This window comes from Phenylobacterium hankyongense, assembly GCF_003254505.1.
Classification (GTDB): Bacteria; Pseudomonadota; Alphaproteobacteria; order Caulobacterales; family Caulobacteraceae; genus Phenylobacterium; species Phenylobacterium hankyongense.
This window is the reverse complement of the sequence record NZ_QFYP01000001.1, coordinates 2,887,539-2,912,407: the sequence shown is the minus strand read 5'-3', so window position 1 is coordinate 2,912,407 and position 24,869 is coordinate 2,887,539. Positions and strand designations below refer to the sequence as shown.

The window sequence follows — 24,869 nt, the reverse complement described above, 5'->3', positions numbered from 1 at the left end:
GGAGCCGGACAGGCGAAAAGTCGCGATCGGCCGACGCAACGGTTGACGCGCGAATGACAGCCGGGCCGTAGGGCGGCGGGGGTTTCGAAACCCGAAGTGCGTGCCGGGGCCGCGCGCCTCCACCGACGGAGACCAGATGACCTACCTCGCCGCGCCCGACCGCTATCGACACATGCCCTATCGCCGCTGCGGGCGAAGCGGGCTCGACCTCCCCGCCATTTCGCTCGGCCTGTGGCAGAACTTCGGAGGCGTCGACGTCTTCGAGACCGGGCGCAGCGTCCTGCGGCGCGCCTTCGACCTGGGCGTCACCCACTTCGACCTGGCCAACAACTACGGCCCGCCGCCCGGCTCCGCCGAGGAGAACTTCGGCCGCTACCTCGACCTCGACCTCCGGCCCCACCGCGACGAGTTGGTGATCTCCACCAAGGCCGGCTGGGACATGTGGCCCGGTCCCTACGGCGGCCCCGGCGGCTCGCGGAAATACCTGCTGGCCAGCCTCGACCAGAGCCTCAAGCGCATGGGGCTCGACTATGTCGACATCTTCTACTCGCACCGGGTCGACGCCAGCACGCCGCTTGAGGAGACCATGGGCGCCCTCGCCCAGGCCTGGCGTCAGGGCAAGGCGCTCTACGTGGGCATCTCCTCCTATTCCCCGGAACTGACCCGGCAGGCGCACGAGATCCTGAAGGCGGAGGGCGTGCCCCTGCTGATCCACCAGCCGTCCTACTCGCTGATCAACCGCTGGATCGAACAGGGCCTGCTCGACACGCTGGAAGACCTTGGCGTCGGCTGCATCGCCTTCTCGCCGCTCGCCCAGGGCATGCTGACCCGCAAGTACCTCGGCGGGGTGCCGCACGACTCCCGCGCCGCCCGGCAGGGGTCGCTGAACCCCAGGCTGCTCAGCCCGGAGAACCTGGAGCGGATCGGGGCCCTGAACGCCATCGCCCAGCGCCGCGGCCAGAGCCTGGCGCAGATGGCGATCGCCTGGACGCTGCGCGATCCGCGGGTGACCGCCGCCCTGATCGGCGCGCGCAACGTCGAACAGCTTGAGGACTCGCTGGCCGCCCTACAGGCGCCGGCGTTCTCCGCCGAAGAGCTGGCGGAGATCGACGCCCACGCCACCGACGGCGGGATCGACCTGTGGAAGGTGTCCTCGGGCCTGCAGCCGGCCGACGTCGTCTAGCTCTGCGCCCTGGCGCCCTTGCGCGGCCGGCGGACGATGATCGCCACCGTCGCCAGGGCGGCCAGGGCGACAGCGATTCCCGACGCCGTCGCCCGCGGCGACTGGCCGCGCACGCTGAAACGGTGGAACCGCGCCTCGTCGGCCCCCCACCAGCAGCCGCTGGGCTTGTGGAAGCCGTGCCGCCGGAAGGCCAGGGCCGCCTCCCGGGCGACGTCGGCCGCCTCCGAGGCGGTACGGCGGGTCGCGAGCACCTCGATCTCCGGTTGATCGGTCCTCGGATCGTCTGACAGCAACCAGGTCTGGCGGATCACATTTACGCCACGACCAAGGGAAGCCTTGCTTGGAAGGCTCGGTCGGGGTTTTAGAAAGCGTTCGAAAGCGTTGACCATGTCAGCGGGTCCCCGAGGCTCCGGCGGAAGAACGCCGACATAGGCCAGAACGCTCACGGCCGCGCCACGGAAGCGCGCCGGATAGTTTCGTGGAGTGCGAATGCGAGAGATTGTCGATCTGCGTGGGGGTTCGGGCCGAACCTACCGCTTCCGCCTGTGGCCCGAGGGCGCCGCTCATACGCCCATGGCCGGCAACTATGTCGTCCTGCGCGAGGAGCCCGCCGGCTTCACCGTCGTGCTGGCCGGTACGTCGGAGGACCTTTCCGGCGCGCGGACCAAGTGGCGCAAGGCGGCGCGCGATCAGAGCTCGACCCATGTCTTCACCCGGCTGAACGTCTCCCGCGCCGTGCGGGTCGCCGAACACGACGATCTGGTCGCGCATTATCGTCCCAAGGTCAGCAGCGAAGCGGAAGCCTGAAACGACCCCCGGAGACTAGGAGGCCAGCCTGATTTCGCGGGCGTAGTCGAGCGCCTCGGCGATCGGCGGCACGGTGATCGGCTTTTCGATCAGGTCGTTGAAGCCGGTCTCCACCAGGCCGGGGAGATCGCGCTCCGCCATGTGGGCGGTGACGGCGATGATCGGCGTGGAGACGCCATGGGCCCGCAGCCGGCGGGTGGCTTCGATGCCGTCCATGATCGGCATGGCGATATCCATCAGCACCAGGTCGAAGGCTTCGCGGCGGCCGCTCTCCACGGCCTCGGCGCCGTTCTCCGCGAACATCACCTGGCCGCCCAGCAGCTCCACGGTCTTGGCCAGCACCAGGCGATTGGTGGCGTTGTCGTCCACCACCAGGACCAGGAGCCGATGTTCCCCCGAAGCTTCAGTCACGCTACGCCTCCAACGCTATGTCCGGGGGAATATCAGCCTTAAGTTGCAGGATGATTGACAAAAGAGCGTCAGGCTTCAACGGCTTGGCGAGGTGAGCGTCGGCGCCGGCGGCGAGCGCCTGGGCCACGTGCTGATCCGAGGCGTTGGCCGTCAGCATGACCACCTGGGTCCGCGGCGCGCGCCGTTCGGTCTCGATGCGCCGGATCTCCCGCGTGGCGGCCACGCCGTCCAGGCCGGGCATCTGCATGTCCATGAAGACCAGGTCGAAGCGGCCTTCGCGGAACAGTCGCACCGCCTCCTCGCCGTCTCTGGCGAGGTAGACCTTCGCCCCTGCCGCCTCGAGCGACATCTGGACGATCTTGCGGTTGATGGCGTGGTCGTCGACCGCGAGCACGCTGAGCCGAAGCGTCGGGCGGGCATCCAGGCGACCCGGTCCGGCTTCCGTCGCCGCCGTGGCCTCGGCGCTCGCCAGCGGCACGGTGAGCGTGAACCGCGAGCCCTGCCCCGGGACGCTCGCCGCGTCGAGCTCGCCGTCCATCAGCGAGGCCAGCTGCCGGCTGATGGCCAGGCCCAGGCCCGTGCCCCCGAACCGGCGGTTGATCGTCCCGTCGGCCTGCTGGAAGCGCTCGAACAGCTGCTGGCGCACCTCCTCGTCGAAACCAATGCCGGTGTCCTGCACCTCGACCTGGTAGCGGTCGGGGGCGACGCTGCGGACGCACAGGCCGACGGAGCCGGACTCAGTGAACTTGATGGCGTTGCTGAGCAGGTTGGTGATGATCTGGCGCAGGCGGATGGGATCGCCGAGCACGCTGCGCTGGGCGGCCGCGTCGATGTCGCAGGAGAAGGTGAGGCCCTTGGCGTGGGCCGTCGGCCGCATCAGGCCCGAGACGCTGCGGACCAGTTCCGCCAGGTTGAACGCCTCCGCCGAGAGCGTGAACTTGCCGGCCTCGATCTTCGACAGGTCGAGCACGTCCATCAGCATCCGGTTGAGCGTGTCTCCGCAGGACCGGATGATGTCGACCAGCTCGATCTGCTCGCCCGTGAGCGAGGTGCGCGCCAGCAGGTCGGCGACCCCCACCACGCCGTTCAGCGGCGTGCGGATCTCGTGGCTCATGTTGGCGAGGAAGGCGCTTTTGGCCTGGGTGGCGGCCTCCGCCTGGGCCGCAGCCAGCTTGAGGGCGGTCGCCGCGGCGCGCTTGTCGGTCACGTCCTCGCCGATGGCCACCAGGTGGAGCGGCCGGTCCTCCTCGTAGGTCGCGAACTTCTTGGTCGTGAAGTAGCGGACCCCGCTGTCGCGCGTCGTGATCGGCTCCTCTTCGGAGACGCGGGTTTCGCCGCTGCGGATGACGTCGGCGTCCTCCGCGGCGAACAGCAGGGCCTCTTCCTGTGGGAACAGTTCGAAGGCGGTCTTGCCGAGGGCGACTGCGCCGGACAGGCCGAACGTCTCCTCCGCCGCGCGGTTGATCAGCACATAGCGACCATCGCTGGCGGTCTTCACCAACAGGGGCGTCGGCAACAGCTGGATGATGGTGTTGAAGAAGGCTTCCGCCTCCACCGAACGGGTGACGTCGATGGAGACCGCCAGCAGCTTGTGGATCTCGCCGCCGGCGTCGCGCATCGGGGAGACCGTGGTGTCCCACCACCGGCGGGCGCCGGCGCGCGAACACTGGACGGCGCGGAGGCTGTGCGGCTCGCCCTGCGCCGCCGACCGCATCGCCTGCTCGATGGCGGGGGCGGTCTCCGCCGGCCACAGGGCCGGCCAGGACGCACCGACGCTCTCGGCACTGCGGTCCTGCTCGACCGCCGCCAGAGCGGCCGGGTTCAGGTATTCGAGCTCGCCGCGCAGCGACAGGATCCTGACGGCGACCGGAAGGGACGCGAGGAGCTCCTCGGCCAAATGCGGCGCATCCGCCGCCGCCTTCGCGACCCCAACAGCCAAGCCGTTCACAAAAAATCCCCAGAGTGGTCCGCCATGGTGGGGTCCGACCCCCCAACGGAGCGTTAACCGGAACCCGGCCGCGCATTCGCCCTTCTGGCGGCGGCCCTGTATTCCTGCCTCCATCATCGAAGAGGACCGGCCATGAGCATCGCCAAGCTTTTCACGCCGCTGCAGGTCGGCGCCCTCGAGCTCGCCAACCGCATCGTGATCGCGCCCATGTGCCAGTATTCCGCCGTGGACGGCTGCATGACCGACTGGCACGTGATCCACCTCGGGCACCTGGCGCTGTCAGGGGCGGCGCTGCTGACCATCGAGGCGACCGCCGTCGTCCCGGAAGGCCGCATCACCTACGGCGACGTGGGCCTCTACTCGGACGAGTGCGAGGCCGCCATGGCCCTCACCCTGAAGAGCGTGCGGCGATGGTCAGACATTCCGATCGCCATCCAGTTGGGGCACGCCGGCCGCAAGGCCTCGACCGAGGTCCCGTGGAAGGGCGGCGGGCAGATTCCGCCCGATCACGCCAACGGCTGGCAGACCGTGGCCCCCTCGCCGGTCCCCTTCGCCGAGGCCGAGAACGCGCCGACAGCGCTGGACCGCGACGGGCTCGCCCGGGTCCGGGACGCCTTCGTCGCCGCCGCCCGCCGCGCCGAGCGTCTCGGCCTGGACGCCGTCCAGCTCCACGGGGCGCACGGCTACTTGCTGCACCAGTTCCTCTCGCCGCTGTCGAACCGGCGCGACGACGAGTACGGCGGCTCACTCGAGAACCGGATGCGCTTCCCGCTCGAGGTGTTCGAGGCGGTGCGCGCGGCCTTCCCGGCAGACCGGCCGGTCACCCTGCGGGTGTCCGGGACCGACTGGGCGCCCGGCGGCTGGACGATCGACGAGACCGTCGCCTTCGCCGAGGCGCTGGAAGCCCGCGGCTGCAGCGCCGTCCACGTCTCCAGCGCCGGCTTGACGCCGGCCCAGCAGATCCCCGTCGGGCCGAGCTACCAGGTCCCCCTCGCCCGCGCCGTGAAGGCCGCAACGAAGATGCCCGTGATCGCGGTCGGCATGATCAGCGGCTTCGACCAGGCCGAAGCCATCGTCGGCACGGGCGACGCCGACCTGATCGCGCTTGCCCGCGCCATTCTCTACGACCCGCGCTGGCCCTGGCACGCCGCCGCCCACTTCGGGGCGCGGGTGAAGGCCCCCGACCAGTACCTGCGCTCCCAGCCCGGCCAGTTCCGCGATCTGTTCGACATCCGCGCGGACGATTGAGCCGCCGCGCCGTCGCGTGAGTTCAGGGGCGCCAGGCTCCGAAGGCGGGCTGTTCCAGCGGCGGCGCATAGCGCAGCGCCAGCGCCAGCGGCCCGTCCGGCTCGCAAACCTTCAGCGCGTCTTCCACGGGACCCGCGTTGGCCTGGCCCCAGGCGCCGGCGCGCTGCAGGTCCGCCTGGTTGGCGGAGAGGACGTGGACCAGGAAACTCTCCGGCGACAGCGGCTCGGCCCGATCCATCCGCTGCAGCAGCATGGCGCAGATCATCCGCACGCCCTGGTAGGACACCTCGGTCATCTCCGGAATCTCGCCGGCCTGCTCGACGATGAACGCCTCGACCGCCTTCAACCGGCGCGGCCAGGGCGCGCGCAGCAACTCGAAGCCGGCCTGCGGCGGACGGCTCTCCAGCCAGGCGGACAGGGCGCGATCCAGGGCCAGCGGGCGGCGCGCCGGGTGGTTGTAGTTCACGTGGCCGGCGAGTTCGGGGAACGCGACCTCGACCTCCGCCTCCCAGGCCTCCTGCTTCTCGGCGTGGAACAGCGGGTCGTCGACGATGGCGGCGAACGGCAGGCCGGCCTGGGCCTCCCGCAGCAGGCGCATGGCGATGGGCCGCAGATCGACCCGCAGGCGGCATACGGCTTCGAGGTAGTTGCGCAGCACGATCTCCGGGCAGAACCCGTCGCCCTTTTCCCCTTGCAGGAACCCTGGCAGCCAGGCCGAGAGCCCGCCATAGGCCGCCATGTCCGTCGGGCTCCCGATGGCCAGCTGGTCGTTGCAACCGCTGTCGTAGGGGAAGTCGTTGGGGAGGATCAGCGCCCCCGGCTCCGGCGCCTCGCCCGACCAGACGCCGTCGAACACCGCGTCGTAGCGCGCCCGCACCACCAGGTCGTACGGCGCGCCGCCCCGGGTCAGCGCCAGCTCCAGGCTGCGGGCCACGGCATGGAACATGTCGAGCACCGAGAGCGGTGGCCGGATCGGGAAATGGGCGGCCATCAGCCGCTTCTCGTCGACGAAGGCCGGGCGCGCCTCGAACCGCGTCGCCCGCGGCGAATAGGCGGCTTCCAAGGCCTCCAGCTCCGCGGGATCGCCCTCCCGCCAGGTGTGCAGGAAGACGTCCAGCTCGTGGCCCGCGAAGAAGGCGAACAGGCTGTCGCGGGTGAATCGCCAGGTGCGGGGCTGACCGCTCAGGCACAGGGCGATGCGCATTTCGGGCCCAGGTTCAGGAAGTTGGCCCAGAGCTAGGGTGATTCCGCCGGGGCGCCACGGGCCTGCGAGGTGGCGAGCAGAGCACGCGGCCACAGCGCCTCGACTTCCCCAAATGCACTGCTAAACTTACATTTGATGCTCAAATCCCTCTTCCAAGATCGCGGCCGGGGGCGACCTGGCCGAAGCGGCTTGGCGTACGTCGGGCCGATGGCGCTCGTCTGCGCCGCGCTCGTGCTGAGGTTTCTTCTGCAGCCGGTGTTTGGCGCCCATCACGCCTACACGACCTTCTACCCCGCCGTGGTCCTGGGCGCTTACCTGTTCGGCCCGTGGGCGGCCATTCTGATCACCGCGATTTCGTCGGTCGGCGCCTATTGGTTCTTCGTGCTTCCGTTCGCCGGGGCCGAGGGGCCCCAGGCGGACCTGGCCTCGTCCCTGTTCTTCATGGCCAACTGTGGCGTCGCCATCTACCTGGTCTCGACGCTCACCCGCGCCCTGAGGCGGCTGGCGGCCAACCAGGAAAGGGCCGACTCCGTCGCCTACGCCCACGCGGAGCTGTTCCGCGACCTGAACGAACGGGTGGGCGACCATTTCCAGTTGGTCGCCAGCGTCCTCACCCTGCAGGGCAAGGGCGAGCCGGAGCGGCACGTCGCCGACGCCCTCGCCCGAGCGGCCGACACCTCGATGCTGCTGGCCCGCAGCCATCGGCAACTCAGCGGCCGGCAGGACGTCGAGATCGATTTCGTTCCCTTCGCCACCCTGCTGGTGAAGGCGGCGCTCACCGAACGGCAAGCGCCTCTCGACCGCATCCTGATCGACGCCGCCGACCTGCGGCTACCGCTTGAACAGGCCACGTCGCTGGCCGTGGCGCTGCTGGAATGCACCAACGCGCTCGTCGATATGAAGCTCAACAGCCCGGTTCGGGTCTCCCTGTCCCATGGCGAAACCCGAACGGTCCTGCGCCTGGCGGAGGTCGACGAAATGGCCGGCGTGTCGATCATCACGCCCTCGAGCGGCCGGCTGCTGCGCGCCGCGGTGGAGCAATTGGGCGGGCGCATCTGGATCGTCAAGGAGCCGGCGGGATCCACCCTCGAGGTGTCGTTCCCCCATTCGCCGGCGGCCCTGTCGCCCGCCTCCGACGGGATCGTGCTCCACTAAGCCGACCGTCCGGCGTCCGGCCGCACTTGATGGCGGCCTGAGCCCTCCAGCCTAGGCCTGGCTGCGACCCGTGGGCGCAGGCCGCCCACCCGAAATTGTGCTCTGCGTCACAGACAGCGGCCCTGGAAGGTGGTGCGCTGAGCCTTGGCCGCGGACATTCGGGAGGTCTTTCGCCTTGCCCATCTACACACTCTACCCCTGCAAGGATGGGGGCCTGTCCGACACCTTCGAGGCCCTCGACCTGCCGTCCGACGATACCGCGGGCGAATTCGCGCTCCAGCTTCTCCAGCGCCATCCGAGCTGCAGCCACGTGGTGGTCTGGCGGGCCGAGCGCCGGGTGTTGACCTACTGGCGCGGCGGGGAAGCCGGTTGCAATGCGGTCGCGCCCCCCGCGGAACGGCGCCCCTGACGATAGTCCTGTCGCCGACCGGCGGCGCCGATGTGAGACGGACCATGAGTTCACGCCCCTTCAGGCCGCATCAGAATGTCGCGATCGATAGGTCCGCAAGGGAGCGGAGGCGCGGGATCGGCCCGTCGCCCCACGATCGCCAGGCCATCCCCGCCCGCCCGGGCCCCTCGCCCCTCGGCGCAGCGTAGAAGGGGCCGGCGTGGCGACCTATCACCCTCATGTCACCCAAGGGCTCGCGGGGCGGCTGCGCCGGACGCCCGATGGCCTGGTCGGTCGCGTTCGGCGGGCCTTACGGCCCTCCTCCCTGGTCGAGGGCGCGGCCGGCCTCCTTCCCCGGCAGTGGGCCTACTGGCACGCGATCCAGTTCGGCGTGGCGCTGACGCTTCTGCCGACCCTGCTGATCGCGCCAATCGGGGCCCTGGCCGGCGACGAATATCCGTATCTCACCTACTTCCCAGCCGTGGTGATCGCCGCCGGCTTCGCCGGCTGGGCCGCCGGGGCCGCCAGCCTCACGGCGGCGGCCATCCTCGTGTGGCGCATAAGCGCGGGCGTGAATGTTCTCGGCCCCTTCCTCATCTCCGCCGCCGTCGCCGGGGCGGCCGCGGCCATGATGAACACCGCCGTCCGCCACCTGGCGCTGCAGAAAATGGCGACGGAGGCCGCCAACCGGTCGCTGCGAGCCAGCGAGGAACATAACCGGCGCTTCCTCGAGCTCAGTCCGCAGATCCCCTGGACGGCGGCGCCGTCGGGTCTGCTCACCGACATCCCCGAACGGCTGGCGCGCCTCACCGGCGTGGAGCGGACGCAGCTGCTGGGCGACGGCTGGGCGGCCGTGGTGCACCCGGACGATCTACCCGCAATGAGGTCGGCCTGGGCGAACACCGTCGCGACGGGGGACTCCTTCGATTTCGAGTATCGCTTCCGCCTCGCCGACGGCGCCTATCACTGGCTGCGGTCGCGCGCCTATCCCTACCGCGACCCTACCGGCGAGATCATCGCCTGGTACGGCCTCAGCGAGGACGTCCAGAGCCGCAAGCAGGCCGAGGAGGATCGGGAACTGCTCACCCGCGAGGTGGACCACCGCGCGAGGAACCTGCTGAGCGTCGTGCAGAGCATCGCGCGGCTGATGCCGAAGGACCATCCCGAAGTCTTCGTGGAGACCTTCCTTGGCCGCCTGTCGGCCCTGGCGGCCGCCCATGGCCTGCTGGCGGAGGGCCGCTGGACCGGCGTGCCGATCCGCGACCTGCTCGAAAAGGAACTGCTGCCGTTCGCCGGCCGGAGCGGATCGGGCATCCGGCTGGCGGGCGAGCGCCTCTGCCTCCGCCCCAACTGGGTGCAGGCGCTCGGGATGGTCCTGCACGAGCTGGCGACCAATTCGGCCAAGTACGGGGCGCTGTCGACGGCCGAGGGACGGCTGACGGTGAGTTGGCGGCTTCAGCACGCGGGCTCCAGGCTTCGGCTCGAGTGGCTCGAAGAGAATGGCCCTCCCGTGCGGGCGCCGCAGCGGCGCGGGTTCGGATCCACCCTGATCGAGCGGAACCTGCGCCTGGCGAAGAACGCCGAGGTCACCTTCGACTGGCGCCGGGAAGGCCTGCGGCTGGTGGTGGTCATGGACGCCCGCGACGTGCTCCAGCACGCCGACGAGGCCGAGCCGACGTCCGACGTCCCGGTGGTCGCCGCCGCCGCCGCGAGATTGGTCAGGGGCGGCGCGGGACCTGGCGTCGAGGCGGCGGACCGCGACCCCAAATTCGCCGGCCGCGAGCGCGCCTCTCGTCCCGACCCTGGGTTGTCCCACATCGCGCCGGAGGCGGCGCCTCCCCGCGCGCCGGGCGCCGGCGAGCGGCGACCAGGCTAGGCGGCTACTGCGGGCGTATCCGAGGCCCGCGCCGCCGCCGCCCGCCGCGGCCGATAGACATAGCAACGGCTGCCGGCTTTGCGCAGCTCACCCCGGTCCTCGAGCCGCCGGAACAGCCGGCTGACCGTCTCGGGGGCGACGCCCAGGTAGTCGGCGATATCCCGCCGGGTCATCGGCACCGGGAACAGCCCCGAGCCGGCGGCCGAGGTCCGCTCCGACAGCCAGCCCAGGAACCAGGTCACCCGCTCCAGGGCGGTGGCGTGGGTCAGGCGGCCCAGATGCTGCGCCAGCACCGAGAGGCTCTCCTGGGCCAGCGCCAGCAGGGCGCGAGCGATCTGCGGGCGGGCCACCGCCACCTCCCACAGGGCGGCTCGCGACACCTTCGCCAGCACGGTCTCGGAGACGGCCTCGGCGGACGCCCGGTGCGTTTCCGGAAGGGCGAAGATCACGTCGCCCGGGAAGTAGAACGCGATCACCTCCCGTTGGCCGTCCTCGCTGTTGAACTGGAGCCTGACGCAGCCCCGTTGCACCACATAGACAGCCTCCGCCCGGTCGCCTTCGTGAAAGATCGCCGTGTTGCGCTGAAAGAGCTGCAGCCGATTCGGCGCCGTCCGCAGGAATTCTGGACCGACCTTCATGCGAGTCCCCCGTTCAGAGCGGACGCGATCTCGATGCCGCCGCAACCGGCGCCGGGCTCGAGCCTCCGTCCCGTCTTCATGATTAAAGGATCTCTCGCGTTTCGAAATCAAGATTTGATCATACTCAATATGGGTAACGTCTCCGGCAACCGGCGCCGATACGTCGCAATGTTATCGATTACATCACCTAAGCTCAGTTACCGCCGCACAATCCTGGGTCGCACGACTACCGGCGCCGTTGGGATTACCATACGGCCTCCCCGGGACCGGGAGACCGGCCGTCGCGGCGCCGCCGGATGACGGCGCGGCGAAGCCCAGGCTTTCGTTTGATAATTCTCGCCCCAGACCATCCCGGCGCGCCGCTCGCACACGGCGGCGGCGTGCGAGGCGGCCATGTCTTCGTGGAACGCCGTGAATATTCGCGATCGGACGGAACGTAAGCGTGGCTATGGAGATTTAGCGCCCCATGCCCAGAATCCTCATCACCTGCCCGCTCACCGCAACACCGGTCAGCACCGGCTACCGAAGCCCGAACCTCGACCTTGCCTCGATGTCGGGGTCCCGCGCCTTCCGGTGCGGCTGCGGCGCCGTCCACGTATGGGATGCGCGCGCGGCCTGGGCCGAACAGGGTCTCACGCCGGCCGCACACGCCCCCGTCGAAATGCAGCTCGCCGGAACCTGACGCCGCTGGCCGCCCGCCCCGCCGTGCGGATCAATGCGGCGCCCCCCAAAAAAAGCGCGTCGGCGCCCGAACGATTTTCGCGAAGTCAGATTATAGGGGCGCTGCTGGACGAGCCCCCACTCTGTTCGTCGACTTGACGAACATTAGCAGCGTTACCCCGGCGCCCACGGCCCCGGGATGACGGAGCCCCGGCGGTCTATCCGCCGGGGCTCTTTCTTTGCCCCTTTGCCCCGGTCAGCGGACCGCGCAAAAAGTGTCAAAAGAGCATCTACTAAGCCTCGCAGTAGACGAGATCTAGATTTTGTGTACTTAATCCTCAAACCGCGGGGGCTTTTCAAGTGACCGTCCTTAACCCATCAGACGACTGTGGGTGTCATGACCGCACTTGAGCCCCTATCCGTCCGCCGGACGCCGTCTTCGTCTGAAAGACATGCAACTTTTGCGATAAGTTACCAACGGTTGAGTTGTACTACCAGGGGAATGCCTGGGCTTGGAAACAACGCCTGTGCAGCTACGGCGGGACGGCCGAAGATTCCGGCCGACGGAACCGACAGACGCAAACCTCGATTTGGGCGGCCGAACAGAGGCTGGTCGAATTCTGAGGTCCGGACTGATGACTGATCTGAAACGCTCTTTGGAGGGCGCGAGCTTCCGGATCGTGGAAGCTCCCAAGCACACGCCGATCTTCCACGAGGGCGACGCCGTCGAAGCCATCTACCGGGTCGAGCGTGGGTGCGTGCGCCTGCAGATCAACGACGAGGGCGGTCAGCGCGAGATCGTCACCTTCCTCTTTCCCGGCGATCTGTTCTGCGTCGGGCTGGAGACCCACTGGGCCTCGGCCTATGCGGTGACCGACGCGACCATCGCGGTCTTCTCCCTGCCCCTGCTGTGGGAATTCATCTCACAACGGTCGGATGCGGCGCTGGCGCTGCTGTTCTCGGCTGACGACCTGCTCGACGACGTGGCCCACCATCTGGCGTTGCTCAGCCATTCTGACGCCGGCGCACGTCTGCGTTGGTTCCTCCAATGGTTGTCACAGAGAAGCACCTGCAAGGACGGGTCGGGCGCGGTGCACATGCCGATGGGCCGGCGCGACATCGCCGACTTCCTGGGCATCGCCCCGGAGACCGTCAGCCGGCTGTTCCTGCGGCTGGAAACCCGTGGCGAACTGCGGCGTACGGGCGGGCACCACTGCGTCCTGTTCGCCGGCGCGGGCGAGCGGACGCCACAGTCCGGCCTGGGCCAGTCGCCGCGGATGTGACGCCCGCGGCCGCCTCGCGGACGGGTCATTCGAAAGACATGACGGCCGTAGTGCGCCCGGCCCCGACAACGACGACCAGATGCGCAAGTGTTTCGCCCTGGCGCTCTGGAGGCCACCGCGATCGCGTCGCCGGCTCCATTGGAGTCACCTTGACGCAACCTGACCAGATCTTCGTCTAAGCCGCTGAACCGCTTGACCCACGCCGGCCATCCTCCGAAGGCGTTCGGCGCTATTCGACCGCCAAGATCGACCGGCGACAGCCTCGAAATATCGCACCGGCGGCCGGTGTTACCGAAGTCACAGGCCGACACAGAACCTGTGATCGACGTCAGTTTTTCCTGGCGCGAGGCCGCTCAGAGTCGGGCGTCGCACAAAGACAAAGCGACAGGAGGCCCATCATGAACCGCATCAGTGTCTGCGCCGCCGCGTCGGTGTTCACCCTGTTCAGCGCCGGCATTGTGCAGGCGCAGGACTCCATGTCTGTCCGGGTGGGCGACCTCAATCTCAACAATTCGGCGGGGGCCCAGGTCGCCCTGCGCCGCATCGATAACGCCGCCACGCGTTTCTGCGGCCCGGCCATGCCGATGTCGCTTTCGGACCGCGCCCAGCGCGACAGCTGCCACAAGCAGATGACGGCCAAGGCCGTGCGGACCCTCGGCGCCCCGCGCGTCACGGCCCTCTACCAGCCTGAGACGACGGTGAGGCTCGCCCAGAACGATCGGCGTTAGCTCCCCGCCAAGGGTGGTGTGTGCGTGTGCGCGCACCACCTTTAGTCCCACACGCCCGGCCAGCGAGGCGGCCTCGGGCCACGCACGAGGAGCCCTTCCATCCCTACCCGGCCGCAGGACCTGGAGCACGTGCTCGCGGCGTTCGAGACGAGCGAGCTTCTGCATGTCCTCAGTCCGGCGAAGCGCCGGGCGCTGGCCCAGCTGGGTGAAGCGGCCCAGTGGCACGCGGGGGAAACCGTCTTCGTCGAAGGCCAGGCGGCGGAAATCCTCTTCATCGTGATCGAGGGGCAGTTGGAGGCGCGACGGCATGGGCCGGGCGGCTCGGCCCGTCCGACGATCGTGCGTCCGGGGACACTTATCGACGAGCTGGCGTCGGTCGCCGGCGCCGTGAGGTCGTCGAGCCTGGTGGCCGTGCGCCGCTCCCGCCTCTGGGGCCTTCCGCGCCTCGCGGTGATCGAGGTTCTCCAGCGCGAGCCGCAGGCGGCCGGCGCGCTGATCGCCGAGTTGAGCGGCCACCTGGCCGACGCCAATCAGGCGCTGGAAGCCTATGCCCGCCTCGATCTTGGCGGCCGGCTGGCCCGGCTGCTGATCGCCGAGCAGAACACCCGCGGGCTCATCGGCCTGACGCAGACCGAGATCGCCGCGCGCCTCAACGCCTCGCGCGAGCGGGTGAACCGCAAGCTTCACGACTGGGTCGGGCGCGGTTGGGTGGAGGTCACCCGGTCCGGCGTCCGCCTGAGGGCGGCCGAACAGCTGCGTGAAATCGTGCGGAGCGGCTTGGGGGCCTGAACGAGAATTCTCAAGGCTCGCCGGCGCACCGGGATCATGGCGCGCGGCATCGCAGCCGACACCCCGTCGGGCTCGCAGCTGTGGGCGAAATTCCTCGTCGCTCGGCGAAGCTCGGCCGGTCAGCCTCTGGCCCCGATCGCCGCAATCTCGGTCGCGTTATGGAAGTCCCTGACCAGCGGCGCGTTCATGGCGTCGACCGCCTTTTGAACCAACTGAGCGCGACACCTGGCGTTGGGAAACTCCAGGACCTGCCGGCGGAAATCGCGGCGTCCGCACACCCTCGCGGCGGCGATTTTGGCCCGCTCGAGCGCTACGGCGGCCCCGCTCGCGGTGGCCAGGTTCAGGTCGGACACCTTCACCACCATCGCGCGCGGAGCCGCCTGCGCCCCCTCGGCCGCGCCGAGAACGATCAATATGCTTGCGAGAGCAGCCACCCGTCCCATGACAGACCTCCAGCGGTCGGATCGAACGTGCTCTGATGGCTTACCCGCCCTCCGACCTTGGGGCCGTGATCCGGGTCACGCCTCGCCGCAAATCCTCGTGAACGGGCGCCATAAACGCCTCCGGGACCATAGGCGCCGCCACCTGGGCGCGCGGCGCCTCGGCGGGGCGCAGACGGCGGATCGCCATCTCAGTGTCCAACCATTCCCGCACCCAGCCCTTCACCCGGTCGGCGGGGGCGCCGGTGGAAGGGCGACCGCGGTAGCGCAGCTGGAAGAGCCCGTGCTCCTGCAGGCGGAGCACCGCCTCGTCGAACCGATCCACAAGGCGGCCGCCGCGGCCGCGCCGGGACGCCAGGTCCTGCCTGGGCACGCCGGCCGACTGCAGCAGCGATCTCACGGTGCGCACGGCCGACCCGCGGGCCGCCGTGGAGCAGGTGAGATGAACCGCCAGCTTCTTCGCGAGCACGTCGGCTCCGCGATTGGCCCGGTGGTCGAACCGCAGGATCCGGGCGTCGAGGAACTGAGGCGGAGCGGACTGGAGCAGCGTGTTCAACCAGGCCCCGGGCTCGTAGACGAAATCGCAGCCCCCCGCATCCAGGGGCGACAGCTTGAACAGCAGCTCGCCGGCCAGGCCGGCGCTAAGGCGCCGCAGGATCAGCATCTCGCAAGCCAGCTGCCGCTCCAGCCCGCGACGCTCGTCGCCCCACCGACGATAGCCCTTGGCCTCGAGGATATCCGCGGCCCGGATGAGACGCACGCCGGCCGGGCCGCCCTCGCTCGGTCCTGACATCAGCAGCGCCAGGACGTCCACGCAGAGCGGAGAGACCCCGCGCAAGGCCAGCCAGGCGTCGTCCACGTGCGCAGCCTCGAGACGGACTTCCAGCCAGCTGAGCCCAATACGCTGGACATTGCTCACTGACTGGCCAGCGGTGCGCCACCCGCAGTCGCCGGCGTTCGGCCCGGCGGCCATCATCGCCCCGAACAGGGCGGAGACGACCGCGTGGTTCGGCAGTCTGAGCGCCGCCGCCTCCGGTCGCGGCGTCAGGTCGCCGGCCCAGGGCGCGGCGAGCGCAGCAAGCGGTCCCCCGTGGGTCTCCATGCTCCATGTCATGAGGGCGCCTCCCGTCGAGGCCTCAGAATTGGCGCTCGGAGGAGCTGGTTCCGACAGGTGGTGAAAAAACCCGTGCTCGGGTCCCATCAACCTCCGGAACGCGGACGCAAACTAGTTTCGGCAACGCCGCGCGACCGCCGGTTACCTTATACATTTCAATGATTACCACGATCCGATGCCGTGGTTCATCGAACCTCGCTCGGCGCGGACACCCTCTCGGCCCGATAGCGTCATTGTTCGATCTGCTGTGATCGACCCCGAGGGCCTCCCGGCCAACCAGGACCATGTGACTAGCTCAAGGAGCTCGAAATGCTGAAGGCGTATGTGGCTGCGACCAACCGCGTCGCGCAACTCAAGGACCGCTTGGCCGAGGACCGCAGCGGCGCGGCCCTCGTCGAATATTCGATTCTCATCGGCCTGATCACCGTGGCCGCCGTGGCCACAATCAAATTGGTCGGCACCTGGGTCGCCAATGAATGGATCAGCCTGAAGACCACGATCGGCGCCTGAAAACGCACTGGCGGGCAGACCCCGAGCCTGCCCGCCAAATGTCCCCGACAGGAACGATCTGCCTAATCCAAGGAGCTCGAAATGCTGAAGGCGTATGTGGCTGCGACCAACGTCGTCGCGCAACTCAAAGCCCGTTTGGCTGAGGACCGCAGCGGCGCGGCTCTCGTCGAATATTCGGTGCTCATCGGACTCATCACCGTGGCCGCGGTCGCCACGATCAAGTTGGTCGGCGCCTGGATCGCCAACCAATGGACCAGCCTGCAGACCGCGATCGGCGCCTGAAAACTAACTGGCGGGCAGACCTCCGGCCCGCCCGCCAGTTCCTGAGCTCTTCTGCGGAGTGAGCACCAATGCGCAACATCGGCTTTATCCTGTTGATCGTCTCGCTGTTGCTGGGCGGGGTCGCCGTCTGGGGCGTGCGCAACCTGAGCGCGGCGCGCGCTGCGCCGGACAACCGGATCGGTCAGACCACCGTGGTGGTCGCCAGCCGGCCCATCGGATTCGGCGAGACGCTGACGCCGGAGCTGCTGCGCGTTCAGGCCTGGCCACGCGGCGCGCAGCCGCAAGGCTCGTTCCGAACCCCGGCCGAACTCACCACGGGCCAGAAGCGCGTGGCGCTCAGCGCGATCGCGGCCAACGAACCCGTGCTGGCGACGCGCATCTCCGGACCCGGCGGCCGCGCGACGCTCTCCGGCGTCATCCGCGGCGGCATGCGGGCGACCACCATCCGCGTCAACGACGTGTTCGGCGTGGCCGGTTTCGTCCTGCCCGGCGATTTCGTCGACGTCCTGCTCACCCGGACCGACGCCAAGCGCCCCGGCGCCGCGGAGGCCGACATGCGCACCGACCTGCTGCTGCAGAGTGTCCGGGTGCTGGCGGTCGACCAGCTCGCCAATGAGAACAAGAACGATCCCGTGGTGGCGAAGGCCGCGACCATCGAGGTCACGCCGGACCAGGCGCAGAAGCTCGCGCTCGCCGCCCAGGTCGGCACGCTGTCGCTCGCGCTGCGCGGCGCTGTGGACCCGCTCGCGAGCGCCGGGGAGACCGGCCCGGGGACCACCCGGATCGACGACCTGCGGCTCGCCGGCGCGGTTAAGCCCCAGCCTGTGCGCATCGCCGCCCGCCGCCCTGTCGTCCGGCGGCCGACGCCGCCAGGCGCGATGATCCAGATCTATCGCGGCGCTCAGTCGGTGGTGAGCGTGCTCGCCCCCCGCGAAGCGTCGGTCGGCTGACGGTCTCAACAACAAGGGAGGCCTCAACCGGGGCCATGCCAAGCCAATGATCACCCTCCGACGCCCTCATCGTCGTTCGACCCTGCGCGAACCGGTCGCCCTGCTCATCGGCGCCCTGGCCTTCTTCGCCAGCGCCGAGGCGCGGTGCGCCCCCAAGGGCTACGTCGCAGAGGCTTCGGTGCGCGAGGTCACGGCCGATTCCGCCGGCTACGGCGGCCAGCTCTCCCTGCCGGTCGGCGGCTCGCGGATCCTGCGGTTCAGCCAGCCCATCGGCCGGATCCTGCTCGGCGAGCCGAAGGTCGGCGACGTGATCCCGCTCGGTGAGCGCACCCTCTACGTACTGGGCAAGGCGCCGGGAAGCACCAGCCTGACGGTGCTGCCGCGTGGCGGCGGCGCGGGGCCCATGGCCACCCTCGACCTGCGGGTCGGCTACGACGTCGACGCCACCCAGCGCGCCCTGCGCGAGATCATGCCGGGCGAGCCGCTCGAGGTCAGCGCCCGCGGCGAGGGCGTGGTGTTGACGGGATTGATGTCCTCCGCCGTCGCCGCGGCGCGGGCCGCCGCCGTGGCGGAACAGTATGCGCCCGGCCATGTGCTCAACCTCACCAGCATCCGCGGCGCCGAGCAGGTGATGCTGTCTGTGCGCGTCGCGGAGGTGCAGCGCACCGCCCTGCGACAGCTTGGCCTGAACAACATCAACGCGCTTTGGCAACGGCCGGACGGATTGACCCCGCTGACCGGAGTCCTGCCCTTCGCCCTCAATCCCGATGCTGTCGCCAACCTCTTCGGACGCTCCACGAGCGGAAAGGATTGGACGGTCCAGGCGCTGTTCGACGCCCTGGAGCGCAAGGGTTACGCCTCCACCCTGGCGGAGCCGAACCTGGTGGCGTTGTCCGGCGAGACCGCGGTGTTCTTCGCCGGCGGCGAATTCCCGGTGCCCGTTCCCCAGCTTGGGAACGTCGCCGGCGCCAGCACGATCACCATCGAGTACAAGCAGTACGGCGTCAGCATCGGCTTCACGCCCACGGTCTACGGCGACACCATCAACCTGCTGGTGGCGCCGGAGGTGAGCGCGCTGGATCCGGCCAACAGCGTTCAGCTTCTGGGCTTCCGCATTCCCGGCCTGACCACCCGGCGGGCGAAGACCACGGTCGAGCTGCGCAGCGGACAGAGCTTCGCCATCGCCGGCCTGATCCGCCGCGAATTCAGCGACAGCATGCGCGGGCTGCCAGGCGCCAGCAACCTGCCGATTTTCGGCTCCTTGTTCCGCTCCACCGGCTACCAGAACAACGAGACCGAGGTGGTGATCGTCGTCACCGCCCAGCTCGCCAAGCCGACAGATCGGCGCAACCTGCTGCTTCCGACCGACCTGAGCCACGGCCCTGACGGCCCGTCGCTCTACCTGGGCGGAGCCACCGACACGCCCGCCGTCGCCCCCCGACCCCCGCCGGGCGGCGCGGTGGTCGAGGCACTCCCGGTCAAGCCAGTCGCCGCAACCACGCCGGCGCCGGCCGCCACGGCCCTGGCCCTCGACAAGCCGCCAGAAATGCGGCCGGCCGTGATCCCGGTGGTCGCCACCGCGAGCCGGGCGCCGGCCGCCCCCGCCCGCCGCCCCGGACCGTCGAAGCCGCTCGTCGTCACGAGGCCCGTCATGGCGGCGAGCTCGGCGCCGGCGCCTTCCATGCTCGCCGCCAGGGTCGCCAAGCCGGCGCCCGCAGCCAAGCCGGTTATCGCCAAAGCCTCGGCGCCGGCCCCCCTGGCGCCCAACAGGACCAGCGCCAAGCCGCCGCCTGTCGCCAAGCCGGTCATCGGGGCGACCTCGGCGCCGGCGCTTTCGGTGCTCGCCACCAGAGTCGCCAAGCCGCCGCCTGTGACCAAGCCGGTGATCGCCAAGACCTCGGCGCCCGCCCTCCTGGTGCTCAACGCCACGGTCGCCAAGCCGCCGCCCCTCTCCAAGCCCGTGATCGGCGTCGCTTCGATCGAGGGGACATCGGACAGGCGGGTGGCCACCGCCCCCTCGTCGTCCACAAGCGTCCCCGCATCGTCCGCGCCTGTAACCCCCTGAGGACCCCGACCATGCGCACCCTCCTCCCTGTTTTCCTGGCGGCCGCCGGCCTCTGCGGTTGCGCCGCGCCGCTTGATGCGCCGCTGTCGCCCGCCTTCGGCCAGGCGGTGGCGACGATGCAGGCGCAGGTCATCCCGGTGGCCGTGTCGGACCTTCCGCCCGAGAGTTCCGCCGCGCGCAGCGTCGCCGCCATCGGCCGCTACGAAAAGGGCGAGGTGAAGAGGCTGGAGACCCAGGCCACCTCCGTGATCGGCGGCTACGCCACCACCACGACGGGCTCTCCCGGGAAATAGGGCCATGCGGACCAACCTCTCATCAAGGACGGCGGGTCTGGGGCAGCGCTTGCGGACCCTGGGCGGAGACGAGCGCGGCAACGTGCTGATCTACGTCACCGTAACCGCGGCGGTGCTGATGGGGATGGCGGGCCTGGCGCTCGACGCCTCGCGGGCGACGATCACCCACTCCGAGGCCCAGGCGGCGGCCGATGGCGCGGCGCTCGCCGGCGCCTCGCAGCTGGACGGGCAGTCGGGCGCCTGCGGCCGGGCCGCGACCATGGCCGCCAACGTGACCAACCGGCAGCGCTTCGCCGTGGGCGGCGCCTCCGCCGTCACCATCGCCGCCGGCAGCCCCCGGTGCTTGAGCACCCTGCCCGCCAACGACAGCACGGCGATCGCCGCCGCCCAGGTCGCCACGACCGACGCCAGCGCGAAGTTCCTCGAAGTCACCACCCAGCAGCTCACCCACCGCAACAGCTTGCTGGACGCGGTGAGCAGCCAGCATACCGCCCTGGTCCAGCGGACCGCGGTCGCCGGCTTCCGCCGATCGCTCTGCGCCGCCGCCCCGGTGATGATGTTGTGCGAAACGGCCACGTGGCAGCCGGGCGTGGCCTTCGACGCCTGGAGCACCTACGGCGGCAACAAGGGTTTTGTCTCCGGCGACAGCTGCAACAGCGCCAATTGCGTCCACGACACGCTGGCCAGCACCACGCCGAGCTTCTGCGTTACGGACGCGGCGGACCCCGCGCCGGGGAACAAGACCAACAAGGCCCAGGACGGCGTCAACACCCGCTTCGGCATCGGTTCGACGGCCAGTCAGCCTTCCGACACCGACATCGTCAACTTCAGCTCCTATTCGCAGGACATCACCGGCGGAACCGGCTGGAACTGCACCGCATATTGGGCCGCCAACCATGCATCGGACGGGCTGGCGAAGCCGACGGGATGCACCGCCACAGCCACCGCCGCCACCGCGTCCCGCTACGCCGTCTACCAGGCCGAACGCGCCGCCGGAAAGATTCCGACCGCCGGCAGGCCCAGCGGCGGCACGCCCACGAGCACCCAGGAGCGGCGCCTGATGTACCTGGCCGTGCTCTCCTGCCCCAACGTGACGCCCGGGGCCTACCTCAAGGCCTTCATGATCACGCCGGCCGAGGGCACCAGCAGCAAGACGCTGTTTGTCGAACCCATCGGCCTGATCACGTCCAAGACCGACCCCACCGTCCTGCACGAAGAAGTGCAGCTGTACAGGTGACGCCATGGGTCTGCTCGCTCACCTTCGGCAGCTGGGACGGGAAACGCGCGGCGCGGCGCTGGTGGAGTTCACCCTGCTCGCGCCGGTGCTGATCAGCCTGATGTGCGGCCTGGCGGAATTCAGCCTCGCCCTTCGCCAGTACCACATCATGGAGAAGGGCGTCCGCGACGCCGCCCGCTACCTGGCGGCCGTCCCGGCCCACCCGCCGTGCACCGGGGTCGTCGATCCCGTCGGCGCGCCGGCCTGGAGCAGCTACGTCACTCAGGCCAAACACCTGGCGATCTATGGCTCCCTCAGCGGCTCGACGCCGCTGCTGAGGACCTGGACCAACCCGGCGACGGTCACGTTGAGCACGGACCCGCCGGACTGCGTCGCCAACCTGCGGCCGCTCGGTGGAGGTTTGCCGCGGATCACGGTGACCGCCACCGCGCCATATGTGGACCTGGGGATGCTGAGCGCCGTCGGCGTGTCCCCGATCACCCTCAGCGTCTCGCACGAGGAGCTGAAGGTATGGTGATGGGCCGGCTACGCGTCCTTGCGGGCAACGACCGCGGCTCGACGCTGGTGGAGACCACCATCGTCTTCCCGCTGCTGCTGATGCTGATCTTCGGCCTCGTGGAATTCGGTCACGCGCTGTGGGAATACGCCGCCGCCGAAAAGGCGACCATCATCGGGGCCCGCTACCTGGCGACCCGCGGTCCCATTCAGGCGAACGTCGCCGATTGCTTTGTCGCGACGACCGCCGCTGCCGGCACGCCGTGCTCCCAGATCCCGGAGGCGGCCAGCGCGCTCGCCTGGTCTTCGACCATCACCAGCGCCTCCTGCGCGTCGCCGCCCACCACGGTGTTCTGCCGGATGTTGGCGCAGATGCGCTCGTACGCGCCCTTCCTCACCCCTGCCGATGTCAGCGTGCAGCTTCGCGGCTCCGGCATGGGCTTCGTCGGACGCGGCAGGCCGATCCCGTTGATCACCGTCCGCACCACCGGGCTCACCTACAATTTCGTGGCCCTGGACAAGCTCCCGCTCCTCGCGAGCCTCGGGGCGATCACCATGCCTGGCTTCGACGCCACCAGCGTCGGCGAAGACCAGAAAGAAGGACCTCCCTAGTGACGAAGAACCGTAAGGTCATCATCGCGGCCTGGGACGAGGAACTCACCACCGCCTGCAAACGGCTGTCCGACATCGACGTCGAGTTCGCGTCGCCGGGCGGCCTCGGATCCCTGAACGGCGCGGCGGTCGCTTCGGCCGCCGTGGTGGTGGAGATCGATCTCAGACACCACGGCGCGCTGGACGAGTTGGGCGCGCTCGCGCGCACCATGCCCGAGCGCAAGATCATCGCAGCCGCCCGCGGCGCCGACAGCGAAGACGTGCGACGGCTCTTCCGGGCCGGTGCGGCCGACGTGCTCACCAGCCCGTTCACGCTCGAGGCGGTGCAGGGCGCGCTCAGCGAAGTGTTCGCGATGAACGCGCAGGCGTCCGGCGCGCGAGGGACGGTGATCTCCGTGATCAAGGCCGTCGGCGGGGCGGGCGCGACCACGGTGGCGCTGAATCTCGCCGAGGTGCTGGCGCGCGGCGACCCGCGGCGCAAGCAACCGCGGCGCTCGACCGCCCTTCTCGACCTCGACCTCCAGTTCGGCGACACCGACGTCGCGCTGAACCTTCAGCCGCGCAGCACGGTTCTGGACCTTCTGGGGGCCGAGAGCCGCCTGGACGGCCGGTTCCTGCAAAGCGTGCTGACGGAACATCGGCAGGGCCTGAAGGTGCTGGCGCCGGCGCCCACGCTGCTGCCGCTCGACGCCCTGGCCTCCGCCTTCGCCGTGGACATCCTCGATCAGTCGGCGCGTCTGCACGACCTGACGTTCGTGGACCTGCCCGGCTCATGGGCGGACTGGACCCCGGCGGTGCTCAAGCGCTCGGACCTGATCGTGCTGGTGGCGACCGCCACCGTCTCCAGCGTGCTCCGCACCCGCCGCACCCTGACGGCGCTGAGAACGGCCAAGGTGACGACGCCGGTCTTCTTCATGCTCAACAAGCTGAGCGGCGTCGTCGACGCGTTCGAGAAGCCGCAGCGCGTGGGTCGCACCCTCGACGTCACGGTCGACGCCACCGTCGCCTTCGACCTGAGCGCCGCCAAGGCCGCCGACCGCGGCGATCTGGTCGTCGAAGCCTACTCCAACAGCCGGGTGTCACGCGACCTCAAGGGCGCCGCCGGCAAGGTTCAACAGAGACTCGTCAAGGTCCGGGTCCCCGCCCGGCCGCAACTCGCCGGAGAGGCCGCATGAGACTGTCCTTCGTGGATCCCCAGACTCCTGCGCCCGTCACCAACCTGAGGCTCGAACCCGCCGAGGACCGGAGCTTCCAGACGCGGGCGATCTGGGGGCAGCGTGACGACGCCTATTTCGACCTCAAGACCCGCATGCACCGGGGCCTGATCGAGCGGATGACCTTGTCCGGGCTGGACCGCCGGCCGCCGGACCAGGTCAGGGCCGAGGTGTCCGAACTGGTCATCGCCATGCTGCAGGAGGATGCGCACCCGCTGAACGCCGACGAGTTGCGACGGCTCAACGCGGACCTGATGGACGAGCTCCTGGGCTATGGCCCGCTGGAGCCCCTGCTGCGCGACCCCGAGATCTCCGACATCCTGGTGAACACCGCCAAGGAGGTCTACGTCGACCGGCGCGGCAGGATCGAGCCCACCACGGTCCGGTTCTCCGACGAGCAGCACCTGCTGCGCGTGATCGAGCGCATCGTGGACAAGGTCGGGCGTCGGATCGACGAGTCCCAGCCCATGGTCGACGCCCGCCTGCCCGACGGCAGCCGCGTCAATGCGGTGGTCCCGCCGATCGCCGTCGACGGGGCGCTGCTGTCCATCCGGCGCTTTGCGCGCGTGCCGTACGACCTGCCACGGCTGGTCGCCAACGGCACGATCTCCAGCCCTACCGCAGACCTCCTCTCGGGCCTGGTCAAGGCGCGCCTCAACATCCTGATCTCCGGCGGCACCGGCACCGGCAAGACGACCTTGCTCAACGCCATGTCGGAAGCGCTGGGCGAAGACGAGCGGATCGTAACCATCGAGGACGCGGCCGAGCTCCAGTTGCAACAACACCACGTCGTGCGGATGGAAACGCGCCCTTCGAACATCGAGGGGCGCGGCGAGGTCACCCAGCGCGAGCTGGTGAAGAACAGCCTGCGCATGCGCCCCGACCGGATCATCGTCGGCGAAGTCCGCGCCGGCGAGGCGTTCGACATGCTCCAGGCCATGAACACCGGCCACGACGGATCGATGACCACGGTGCACGCCAACACGCCGCGCGACGCGCTGACCCGCCTGGAGCAGATGATCGGGATGGCCGGCGTCGATGTCTCCACCCGCTCGATGCGGGCCCAGATCGCCAGCGCCATCCAGATCGTCATCCAGCTGAAGCGATTTTCCGACGGCGCCCGCCGGCTCGTCAGCCTCCAGGAGATCGAGGGCATGGAAGGCGACGTGATCACCATGCAGGAACTCATGCGCTTCGAGCAGACCCACATCGACGAGGCGGGGCGCGTGCACGGCCGCTTCGGCTGGACCGGGATCCGGCCCCGCTTCTTCGAGACGTTTCGGACCTGCGGCCTGCACGTGCCGACCGTGCTGGCCGGACCGGCGGAATGAGGATCGAT

General features: G+C 69.6%; 27 protein-coding genes. 20 read left to right on the top strand and 7 right to left on the bottom strand.

Going from position 1 to position 24,869, the window contains the following annotated elements:
• The first annotated feature begins 136 nt into the window (after window positions 1-136).
• Window positions 137-1,183 (top strand): L-glyceraldehyde 3-phosphate reductase, encoded by a 1,047-nt coding sequence (gene mgrA, locus DJ021_RS13920; protein WP_111458120.1) that lies wholly within the window; start codon window positions 137-139, stop codon window positions 1,181-1,183.
• Here mgrA and DJ021_RS13915 read toward each other — a convergent pair.
• On the bottom strand, window positions 1,180-1,434 hold the full coding sequence (locus tag DJ021_RS13915; RefSeq protein WP_165837222.1) for a hypothetical protein: 255 nt from the start codon (window positions 1,432-1,434) through the stop codon (window positions 1,180-1,182). The two genes, mgrA and DJ021_RS13915, sit on opposite strands and share 4 nt — an antisense overlap.
• A 238-nt stretch (window positions 1,435-1,672) precedes the next feature.
• Here DJ021_RS13915 and DJ021_RS13910 point away from each other — a divergent pair, with 238 nt between their 5' ends.
• Window positions 1,673-1,990 carry a hypothetical protein gene (locus DJ021_RS13910; protein ID WP_133255027.1) on the top strand — a complete coding sequence of 106 codons (318 nt, stop codon included), beginning with the start codon at window positions 1,673-1,675 and terminating at the stop codon, window positions 1,988-1,990.
• 15 nt (window positions 1,991-2,005) lie between these two features.
• Here DJ021_RS13910 and DJ021_RS13905 read toward each other — a convergent pair whose 3' ends face one another.
• Window positions 2,006-2,401, bottom strand: coding sequence for a response regulator (locus DJ021_RS13905; RefSeq protein ID WP_111458117.1), 396 nt, complete (start codon window positions 2,399-2,401; stop codon window positions 2,006-2,008).
• A 1-nt stretch (window position 2,402) separates the two neighbouring features.
• Entirely contained in the window at window positions 2,403-4,298 is a 1,896-nt protein-coding gene (locus tag DJ021_RS13900) for a PAS domain-containing sensor histidine kinase (protein ID WP_165837221.1), read from the bottom strand.
• Window positions 4,299-4,481: 183 nt separating this feature from the next.
• Here DJ021_RS13900 and DJ021_RS13895 point away from each other — a divergent pair, with 183 nt between their 5' ends.
• Window positions 4,482-5,597 (top strand): NADH:flavin oxidoreductase/NADH oxidase, encoded by a 1,116-nt coding sequence (locus DJ021_RS13895; protein ID WP_111458115.1) that lies wholly within the window; start codon window positions 4,482-4,484, stop codon window positions 5,595-5,597.
• Between the two features lie 22 nt (window positions 5,598-5,619).
• On the opposite strand, the gene DJ021_RS13890 is transcribed toward DJ021_RS13895, so the two are convergent.
• Window positions 5,620-6,801, bottom strand: coding sequence for a hypothetical protein (locus DJ021_RS13890; RefSeq protein WP_111458114.1), 1,182 nt, complete (start codon window positions 6,799-6,801; stop codon window positions 5,620-5,622).
• 189 nt (window positions 6,802-6,990) lie between these two features.
• Here DJ021_RS13890 and DJ021_RS13885 point away from each other — a divergent pair, with 189 nt between their 5' ends.
• The 3 genes from DJ021_RS13885 (at window position 6,991) to DJ021_RS13875 (ending at window position 10,220) form a co-directional block, all read left to right on the top strand.
• Entirely contained in the window at window positions 6,991-7,956 is a 966-nt protein-coding gene (locus DJ021_RS13885) for a DUF4118 domain-containing protein (protein WP_207801851.1), read from the top strand.
• 175 nt (window positions 7,957-8,131) lie between these two features.
• Window positions 8,132-8,365 (top strand): hypothetical protein, encoded by a 234-nt coding sequence (locus DJ021_RS13880; protein WP_111458112.1) that lies wholly within the window; start codon window positions 8,132-8,134, stop codon window positions 8,363-8,365.
• A 199-nt stretch (window positions 8,366-8,564) separates the two neighbouring features.
• A complete protein-coding gene (locus DJ021_RS13875) occupies window positions 8,565-10,220 on the top strand; it encodes an HWE histidine kinase domain-containing protein (protein ID WP_111458111.1) in 1,656 nt (551 codons plus the stop codon).
• Here the strand turns inward: DJ021_RS13875 and DJ021_RS13870 are convergent.
• Window positions 10,217-10,858: a Crp/Fnr family transcriptional regulator gene (locus DJ021_RS13870; protein ID WP_111458110.1), complete on the bottom strand. Its 642-nt coding sequence runs from the start codon at window positions 10,856-10,858 to the stop codon at window positions 10,217-10,219. The two genes, DJ021_RS13875 and DJ021_RS13870, sit on opposite strands and share 4 nt — an antisense overlap.
• Before the next feature lie 466 nt (window positions 10,859-11,324).
• Here DJ021_RS13870 and DJ021_RS13865 point away from each other — a divergent pair, with 466 nt between their 5' ends.
• From DJ021_RS13865 to DJ021_RS13850, 4 genes are all read left to right on the top strand, one after another.
• Window positions 11,325-11,540, top strand: a complete 216-nt coding sequence (locus DJ021_RS13865; RefSeq protein WP_111458109.1) for a hypothetical protein — start codon at window positions 11,325-11,327, stop codon at window positions 11,538-11,540.
• A gap of 613 nt (window positions 11,541-12,153) precedes the next feature.
• The gene (locus DJ021_RS13860) at window positions 12,154-12,801 is read left to right on the top strand and encodes a Crp/Fnr family transcriptional regulator (RefSeq protein ID WP_111458108.1); all 648 of its coding nucleotides are present in this window, start codon (window positions 12,154-12,156) and stop codon (window positions 12,799-12,801) included.
• 398 nt (window positions 12,802-13,199) lie between these two features.
• The gene (locus DJ021_RS13855) at window positions 13,200-13,529 is read left to right on the top strand and encodes a UrcA family protein (RefSeq protein WP_111458107.1); all 330 of its coding nucleotides are present in this window, start codon (window positions 13,200-13,202) and stop codon (window positions 13,527-13,529) included.
• A 129-nt stretch (window positions 13,530-13,658) separates the two neighbouring features.
• A complete protein-coding gene (locus DJ021_RS13850; RefSeq protein ID WP_111458106.1) occupies window positions 13,659-14,318 on the top strand; it encodes a Crp/Fnr family transcriptional regulator in 660 nt (219 codons plus the stop codon).
• 119 nt (window positions 14,319-14,437) lie between these two features.
• On the opposite strand, the gene DJ021_RS13845 is transcribed toward DJ021_RS13850, so the two are convergent.
• Both DJ021_RS13845 and DJ021_RS13840 read right to left on the bottom strand, forming a co-directional pair.
• A complete protein-coding gene (locus DJ021_RS13845; protein WP_111458105.1) occupies window positions 14,438-14,761 on the bottom strand; it encodes a UrcA family protein in 324 nt (107 codons plus the stop codon).
• A 40-nt stretch (window positions 14,762-14,801) separates the two neighbouring features.
• Window positions 14,802-15,860: a hypothetical protein gene (locus tag DJ021_RS13840; RefSeq protein ID WP_207801850.1), complete on the bottom strand. Its 1,059-nt coding sequence runs from the start codon at window positions 15,858-15,860 to the stop codon at window positions 14,802-14,804.
• Between the two features lie 321 nt (window positions 15,861-16,181).
• On the opposite strand from DJ021_RS13840, the gene DJ021_RS13835 reads away from it, so the two are divergent.
• The 10 genes from DJ021_RS13835 to DJ021_RS13790 all read left to right on the top strand — a co-directional run bounded on the left by DJ021_RS13835 (window position 16,182) and on the right by DJ021_RS13790 (window position 24,861).
• A complete protein-coding gene (locus DJ021_RS13835) occupies window positions 16,182-16,382 on the top strand; it encodes a Flp family type IVb pilin (protein ID WP_207801849.1) in 201 nt (66 codons plus the stop codon).
• A gap of 81 nt (window positions 16,383-16,463) precedes the next feature.
• Window positions 16,464-16,664 (top strand): Flp family type IVb pilin, encoded by a 201-nt coding sequence (locus DJ021_RS13830; protein ID WP_111458103.1) that lies wholly within the window; start codon window positions 16,464-16,466, stop codon window positions 16,662-16,664.
• Between the two features lie 68 nt (window positions 16,665-16,732).
• Window positions 16,733-17,614, top strand: coding sequence for a Flp pilus assembly protein CpaB (cpaB, locus tag DJ021_RS13825; RefSeq protein WP_111458102.1), 882 nt, complete (start codon window positions 16,733-16,735; stop codon window positions 17,612-17,614).
• 46 nt (window positions 17,615-17,660) lie between these two features.
• Window positions 17,661-19,679: a type II and III secretion system protein family protein gene (locus tag DJ021_RS13820; RefSeq protein WP_111458101.1), complete on the top strand. Its 2,019-nt coding sequence runs from the start codon at window positions 17,661-17,663 to the stop codon at window positions 19,677-19,679.
• Between the two features lie 11 nt (window positions 19,680-19,690).
• Window positions 19,691-19,972: a hypothetical protein gene (locus DJ021_RS13815; protein ID WP_111458100.1), complete on the top strand. Its 282-nt coding sequence runs from the start codon at window positions 19,691-19,693 to the stop codon at window positions 19,970-19,972.
• A 49-nt stretch (window positions 19,973-20,021) separates the two neighbouring features.
• On the top strand, window positions 20,022-21,209 hold the full coding sequence (locus DJ021_RS13810) for a pilus assembly protein TadG-related protein (protein ID WP_165837219.1): 1,188 nt from the start codon (window positions 20,022-20,024) through the stop codon (window positions 21,207-21,209).
• 4 nt (window positions 21,210-21,213) lie between these two features.
• Entirely contained in the window at window positions 21,214-21,726 is a 513-nt protein-coding gene (locus DJ021_RS13805) for a TadE/TadG family type IV pilus assembly protein (protein WP_111458098.1), read from the top strand.
• Window positions 21,720-22,316, top strand: a complete 597-nt coding sequence (locus tag DJ021_RS13800; protein ID WP_111458097.1) for a TadE/TadG family type IV pilus assembly protein — start codon at window positions 21,720-21,722, stop codon at window positions 22,314-22,316. Before DJ021_RS13805 ends, DJ021_RS13800 begins: the two co-directional genes overlap by 7 nt.
• On the top strand, window positions 22,316-23,491 hold the full coding sequence (locus DJ021_RS13795) for a CpaE/TadZ family protein (protein ID WP_111458096.1): 1,176 nt from the start codon (window positions 22,316-22,318) through the stop codon (window positions 23,489-23,491). Before DJ021_RS13800 ends, DJ021_RS13795 begins: the two co-directional genes overlap by 1 nt.
• Window positions 23,488-24,861, top strand: coding sequence for a TadA family conjugal transfer-associated ATPase (locus tag DJ021_RS13790; protein WP_111458095.1), 1,374 nt, complete (start codon window positions 23,488-23,490; stop codon window positions 24,859-24,861). Before DJ021_RS13795 ends, DJ021_RS13790 begins: the two co-directional genes overlap by 4 nt.
• Window positions 24,862-24,869 lie beyond the last annotated feature (8 nt).